Annotated in this window: 5 protein-coding genes; 1 reads left to right on the top strand and 4 read right to left on the bottom strand. The window is 71.4% G+C overall.

Annotation, left to right across the window (positions count from 1 at the left end):
* Positions 1 to 114: 114 nt before the first annotated feature.
* The 4 genes from ACZ67Q_RS31190 to ACZ67Q_RS31175 all read right to left on the bottom strand — a co-directional run bounded on the left by ACZ67Q_RS31190 (position 115) and on the right by ACZ67Q_RS31175 (position 5,517).
* Positions 115 to 1,419, bottom strand: coding sequence for a M50 family metallopeptidase (locus ACZ67Q_RS31190; protein WP_471188989.1), 1,305 nt, complete (start codon positions 1,417 to 1,419; stop codon positions 115 to 117).
* Positions 1,416 to 2,672, bottom strand: coding sequence for a 1-deoxy-D-xylulose-5-phosphate reductoisomerase (gene dxr, locus ACZ67Q_RS31185; protein WP_471188986.1), 1,257 nt, complete (start codon positions 2,670 to 2,672; stop codon positions 1,416 to 1,418). The genes ACZ67Q_RS31190 and dxr overlap by 4 nt, the downstream gene beginning before the upstream one ends.
* 37 nt (positions 2,673 to 2,709) lie before the next feature.
* A complete protein-coding gene (locus ACZ67Q_RS31180; protein ID WP_471188983.1) occupies positions 2,710 to 3,474 on the bottom strand; it encodes a hypothetical protein in 765 nt (254 codons plus the stop codon).
* 78 nt (positions 3,475 to 3,552) lie between these two features.
* The gene (locus ACZ67Q_RS31175) at positions 3,553 to 5,517 is read right to left on the bottom strand and encodes an acyl-CoA dehydrogenase family protein (protein WP_471188980.1); all 1,965 of its coding nucleotides are present in this window, start codon (positions 5,515 to 5,517) and stop codon (positions 3,553 to 3,555) included.
* A 298-nt stretch (positions 5,518 to 5,815) separates the two neighbouring features.
* On the opposite strand from ACZ67Q_RS31175, the gene ACZ67Q_RS31170 reads away from it, so the two are divergent.
* On the top strand, positions 5,816 to 6,823 hold the full coding sequence (locus ACZ67Q_RS31170) for a LacI family DNA-binding transcriptional regulator (protein WP_471188978.1): 1,008 nt from the start codon (positions 5,816 to 5,818) through the stop codon (positions 6,821 to 6,823).

The following is a 6,823-nucleotide window of genomic DNA, read 5'->3' as shown; positions in this document are numbered from 1 at the left end:
TGTTTGCCTTGAGGCGCCCGGGGCCCCGCGCGGGCCACCAACCCCCCCCACCCCCCCGGGGGGGGGGGGGGGCGGGCCCCCGGGGGGGCCCCCGCCGCCGTGAACGCCGTGTGGCTAGGAGATTCTCACCGGGTTGACGACGTCCGCGATGAGGACGAGGACGGTGAAGCAGATGAAGATCCCGGCCACCACATAGGCCACCGGCATCAGCTTCGCCACGTCGAACGGGCCGGGGTCCGGGCGGCGCAGCACCTTGGCGGTGTTGCGGCGCAGGGCCTCCCACAGGGCGCCCGCGATGTGCCCGCCGTCGAGCGGGAGGAGCGGGAGCATGTTGAACAGGAACAGGGAGAGATTGAAGCCGGCGACCAGCATCAGGGCCATGCCGAGCTGCTGGGTGGGCGGGATGTGCAGGGTGAAGATCTCCCCGCCGACACGGGCCGCGCCGACGACGCCCATGGGCGAGTCGGGGGCGCGGGGTGCGCCGTGGAAGGCGGAGTCCCACAGGGCGGGGATCTTGGCCGGGAGGGCGGCGAGGGAGTCGACCGCGTCGCCGACCCGGTCGGTCATCCATGTGACCGACTGGCCGAAGTCCTGCTTGACGACGCCGGTGGCCGCGCTGAAGCCGAGGAAGCCGGCCTTGACGTACTCGCCCTGGACGTAGGCGCCGGAGGCGTCCTTCTTGGCGACCATGTTGGTGGCGATCTTCGCGTGCAGGGTCACTTCCCGGCCCTTGCGCTCGACGGTGATCGGCACGGTCTTGCCGGCGCTGTCGCGGATCAGGTCGGACAGCGTGTTCCAGTCGTCGGTGCGCCGGCCGTCGAAGGCGACGATCTTGTCGCCGGCCTTCATTCCGGCGGCCGCCGCCGGGGAGGCGGGGTCGGTCTTCTTGCACGTGTCGCGGTTCTCGCTCTGCGAGATCACACAGGGCGAGACCGAGCTGACGCTGTTGGTCTGCTGCTGGATGCCGAAGCCCATGAGGACGACGAGGAAGAGGGCGACGGCGAGGACGAGGTTCATGAAGGGGCCCGCGAACATCACGATGACCCGCTTCCACGGCTTGCGCGTGTAGAAGAGCCGTGATTCGTCACCGGGCTGCAGTTCCTCGAAGGCGGCCGAGCGGGCGTCCTCGATCATGCCGCGCCAGGGCGAGGTGGAGCGGGCGGTGATCCGGCCGTCGTCGCCGGGCGGGAACATGCCGATCATGCGGATGTAGCCGCCGAAGGGGATGGCCTTGACGCCGTACTCCGTCTCGCCCTTCTTCCGCGACCAGACGGTCGGGCCGAAGCCGACCATGTACTGCGGCACGCGGATGCCGAACAGCTTGGCCGTGGACAGATGCCCCAGCTCGTGCCAGGCGATCGAGACGAGCAGGCCGACCGCGAAGACCACTATGCCGAGGATCATCATCAGGGTCGTCATGCACGGGCCTCCGCCGTCTTCGCTGTCAGTTCCCTGGCCCGGGCCCTCGCCCAGGTCTCCGCTTCGAGGACGTCCGGCACGGTGAGTGAAGTTCCCGTGACCGGCGTGTCGTGTTCCTCGACCACCCGGATGACGGTGTCCATGATCCCGTTGAACGGCAGCGCGCCGCGCAGGAACGCGTCCACGCACTCCTCGTTGGCCGCATTGAACACCGCCGGGGCGGTGCCCGCGAGCGTACCCACGTGCCGGGCGAGGTTCACGGAGGGGAAGGCGTCGTTGTCCAGCGGGAAGAACTCCCACGTGGAGGCCTTGCTCCAGTCGAAGGCGGGCGCGGCGTCGGGGACGCGTTCGGGCCAGCCGAGACCGATGGCGATCGGGCCCCGCATGTCGGGGGGCGTCGCCTGGGCCATCGTCGATCCGTCCGTGAACTCCACCATCGAATGGACATACGACTGCGGGTGCACGACGACCTCAATGCGGTCGAAGGGAACGTCGTACAGCAGGTGTGCCTCGATGACCTCAAGGCCCTTGTTGACGAGGGTCGCGGAGTTGATCGTGATGACGGGTCCCATGGCCCAGGTGGGGTGGGCGAGGGCGTCCTCGACGGTGACCTGGGCGAGGTCGGCCCGGGTGCGGCCGCGGAAGGGGCCGCCGGAGGCGGTGACGACGAGCTTGCGCACGTCCGCGCGCGTACCGGCGGCGAGCGCCTGGAAGAGCGCCGCGTGCTCGGAGTCGACGGGGATGATCTGACCGGGCTTGGCCAGCGCCTTGACCAGCGGGCCGCCGACGATGAGCGACTCCTTGTTGGCGAGCGCCAGGGTGCGGCCCGCTTCCAGTGCGGCGAGGGTGGGCGCGAGGCCGATGGAGCCGGTGATGCCGTTGAGGACGGTGTGACAGTCGGAGGCGGCGAGCTGTGTGGCCGCGTCGGGTCCGGCGAGGATCTCGGGCAGCGGTTCCCCGGCGCCGTACTGCGCGGCGAGCGCTTCGCGCAGGTGCGGGACGACGTCCTCGCGGGCCACCGCGACGGTGCGCACCCTCAGCCGGTGGGCCTGCTCGGCGAGCAGGGCGACGCGGCCGCCGTTGGCGGACAGGCCGGTGACCCTGAACCGGCCGGGGTTGCGCAGCACGAGGTCGACGGCCTGGGTGCCGATCGAGCCGGTGGAGCCGAGGATCACGACGTCCTTCGGGCCGTCCGCGTTCACCGGGTCGTAGACGAGGTGCGGATCGGCGAGGGGTGCGGGACTGTCACTCATGCCCCCCATTCTTGCCCCTCCGGGGCCACGGACGTGTTCATGGGGTGGCGCGCCGGAACTTGTGCCACTGCGCGTCCACCACGTCCTGCGGTACGCCGCCGACGTCCTCGGTGCTGTGTGTGTCGGCGCGGAAGGAGAGGGTGGTGGAGCCGGCGCGGATGACGGTGAGGTACTCGTGGAGCTGCACGCGCGTGTCCTCGACGTCCTGCGTGGTGATGCGGAAGGCGTAGGCCTCGTCACCCGCGGCGGGCGGCCGGAGCGTCTCGACCCGCAGGACCTTGGCGTCGGCCGGCACCCGCTGTTCGGTGAAACCGTGCGCGCACTCCCGGCCCGCCCTGCCGAGGGCCTTCATGACGGCGGCGGCGTCGGCGGCGGTGTAGGAGCGCAGGTGGAGGTCGATGTCGACGCCCCGTTCGGCGTCCGGGTCCCAGACGGTGCGGACGATCTCGGCGGCGGGGTCGTGCCGGGTGGCGCCCTTGGTGAGGCTGACGAGCGGCTGGCAGACGTCCGGGTCGGCGGTGTACGTGTCGCTGACGGGCGGCTCGCCGTCCACGGGTTCCTCGGCCGTGTACGCCCCGGCGTCGTCCTCCTCGGAGAGGGCCGCGGCCAGCAGCTGGGCGCGGGTGAGCGGCTTCGGGCCGGCCGGGGCGGCGGCTGTAGGAGCGGATGACGAGGCGGCCCGCGGGGCGGGCGACTGCGCGGCCGTCGGGCCGGCGCTGTTCCCGCCGCACGCGGCCGTGGCCATGAGGGCGGCCGCCGCGAGCGCGGCGGCCGCCGTGTGTCCTGCCCGTGCGCCGAGCATCCCCACCCCTGTGGTCGTGTGCGTGGGTCGATCGGTCGACGATTGTGCACCACGCGGCGGGGCGGGAAGGGCGGGACGTCACCGGATCGGGCGGTGCACGTTCTCCTTCGTGCTCGGGCCGGGGGTGGTGTCGGCGATCCAGGGGCCGTCGCCGGAGGCGTCGATGATGCCGTCCTCCAGCCACGCGTACGTGCCGGTGAGGACGCCCTTGACGACCGTGCGGTCCATGTCGTCGGTGTTGTTCCACAGGCGGCCGAAGAGTTCCTCGACGCGCAGCCGGGACTGGTGGCAGAAGGCGTCGGCGAGCTGGTAGGCCTCGCGGCCGTTGCGGCCCTCGGCGCGCAGCAGCTCGGCGCGTACGCAGGCAGCGCTCATGGCGAACAGTTCGGCGCCGATGTCGACGATCCTTCCGAGGAAGCCCTGCTTGGACTCCATGCGGCCCTGCCAGCGGGACATGCCGTAGAAGGTGGAGCGGGCGAGCTTGCGGGCGGTGCGCTCGACGTAGCGCAGGTGCGGCGAGAGGTCCACCTCGTGCTTGAACTCCGCGTAGGAGGTGGGCAGCTGGCCCGGTCCGGCGACCAGCTTCGGCAGCCACTTGGCGTAGAAGACGCCGGCGTTCGCGCCCGCCCTGGCCTTGTCGGACAGGGACTTTCCGGGGTCGATGAGGTCGCCCGCGACGGACAGGTGGGCGTCGACGGCCTCCCGCGCGATCAGCAGGTGCATGATCTCCGTCGAGCCCTCGAAGATGCGGTTGATGCGCAGGTCGCGCAGCAGTTGCTCGGCAGGGACCGCGCGTTCGCCGCGGGCACGCAGCGACTCGGCGGTCTCGAAGCCGCGGCCGCCGCGGATCTGGACGAGTTCGTCGGCCATCAGCCACGCCATCTCCGAGGCGTACAGCTTGGCCAGCGCGCCCTCGATGCGGATGTCGTTGCGGTCCTCGTCGGCCATCTGGGAGGCGAGGTCGGTGACGGCCTCCAGGGCGAAGGTGGTGGCGGCGATGAAGGAGATCTTCGAGCCGACCGCCTCGTGCTCGGCGACGGGCTTGCCCCACTGTTCGCGGGCCGCCGACCACTCGCGGGCGATCTTCAGGCACCATTTGCCGGCGGCGACGCAGGAGGCGGGCAGGGAGAGCCGGCCGGTGTTCAGGGTGGTCAGGGCGATCTTCAGGCCCTGGCCCTCCTCGCCGATGCGGTGTGCGGCGGGGACGCGGACCCGGTGGAAGCGGGTGACGCCGTTCTCGATGCCGCGCAGGCCCATGAAGGCGTTGCGGTTCTCGACGGTGATGCCGGGCGAGTCGCTTTCCACGACGAAGGCGGTGATGCCGCCCCGGTGGCCCTCGCCGCGCGGCACCCGGGCCATGACGACGAGCAGGTCGGCGACCACCCCGTTGGTGGTCCACAGCTTCACCCCGTCGAGGACGTAGTCGTCCCCGTCGGGTACGGCGGTGGTGGCGAGCCGGGCCGGGTCGGAGCCGACGTCGGGCTCGGTGAGCAGGAAGGCGCTGATGTCGGTGCGCGCGCAGCGCGGCAGGAACTTCTCCTTCTGCTCCTGGGTGCCGAACATCTTCAGCGGCTGGGGCACGCCGATCGACTGGTGCGCGGACAGCAGCACGCCGATCGCGGGGGACGCCGAGCCGGCCAGGGCGAGCGCCTTGTTGTAGTACACCTGGGTGAGGCCGAGCCCGCCGTACTTGGGGTCGATCTTCATGCCGAGGGCGCCGAGCTCCTTGAGGCCGTCGATCACCTCGTCGGGGATGCGGGCCTCGCGCTCGATGCGGGCCGCGTCGACCCGGGTCTCGACGAAGTCGCGCAGTTTGGCGAGGAAGGCCTCGCCGCGCTGGACGGCGTCGTCGGCGGGCAGCGGGTGCGGATGGATGAGGTCGAGCCGGAAGCGGCCGAGGAACAGCTCCTTGGCGAAGCTGGGCTTGCGCCAGTGCTGTTCCCGGGCGGCCTCCGCCACCTCACGGGCCTCGCGCTCGCTGACGGCGGGCCGGGAGGGCGGTGGGGTGGCGGGAGAGGAGGAGGGAGTGGTGGGGGCGGACATGAGGGTCACCTCGCCGCGAAGAGGGATGTTCGGGGACCGTTCGTTACCGACCAGTGCTACTGGATCGTTGGTACCCGAAAGCGGACGTCCCCACCAGTCCTCGCGCGTCCGTTCAGCCGATGCCGGTACCTTCGGGCCACGGGCGCCAACGGGTTCACCGAGCTGCGAGTGCGGCTGTCGAAGCGCTTCGACACCCAATCTGGACAGCGATGCCCGAGGCGAGCTAGGGTCGCACCACCCAGAAGCCCCTGTACAGAGCGAGCGCTGTCGAAGCGCTTCACGCCGCTTGGAGAACCGGATGGTCACCCTCGCCGAGGTCGCCCGGCACGCCGGAGTCTCGGCGAGCACGGTGAGCTATGTCCTCAGCGGCAAGCGGTCCATCTCCGCGACCACCCGGCAGCGCGTCGAGCAGAGCATCCGGGAGCTGGGCTACCACCCCAACGCCGGAGCGCGTGCCCTGGCCAGCAGCCGCTCGAACATCATCGCGCTGATGATCCCGCTGCGCACCGACATGTACGTTCCGGTGATGATGGAGATCGCCATCGCGGTCGCCACCACCGCCCGCACGCACGGGTACGACGTGCTGCTGCTCACCGGCGAGGAGGGCCCCGACGCCGTACGCCGGGTCACCGGCAGCGGGCTCGCCGATGCGATGATCCTCATGGACGTCCAGCTGGAGGACGAGCGGCTGCCTCTGCTGCGCGAGAGCCGGCAGCCCGCCGTGCTGATCGGCCTGCCCGCCGACACCACCGGTCTGACCTGCGTCGATCTCGACTGGAGCGCGACGGGCGCGCTGTGCCTGGAGCATCTGGCGGAGCTCGGCCACCGGGACGTCGCCGTCATCGGCGAGGCGCCGGCCGTCTACGAACGGCACACCGGCTTCGCCGAGCGCACCCTGGACGGGCTGCGTACGCGCGCCCGCGAGCTGGGCCTGCGCGTGCTGCACCGCCCGAGCGAGGGCGGGTACGACGCGATGGCCGCCACGCTGGCCCGCATCCACGACGAGCGGCCCGGCACGACCGGGTTCGTCGTGCAGAACGAGGCGGCGGTCGAGCCCCTGCTCGCGCTGTTGCGCCAGCAGGGCCGTGCCGTACCGGAGGACGTGTCGGTGGTGGCCATCTGCCCCGAACCGGTCGCCACCCAGGGCTCGGTGCGCCTGACGTCGGTCGCCGTACCCGCCCAGGAGATGGGGCGCAACGCCGTCGAGAAGCTGGTCGCCAAGCTGGACGGGCGGGGCGGCGACGACGTCGTACTGATCACGCCGGAGCTGACGGTCCGGGCGAGTTCGGGTCCCGCGCCTTCCTGA

This window comes from Streptomyces sp. NPDC036813 (assembly GCF_055609245.1).
The sequence above is the reverse complement of the archived record's forward strand: the minus strand, read 5'-3'. Positions and strand labels throughout refer to the sequence as shown.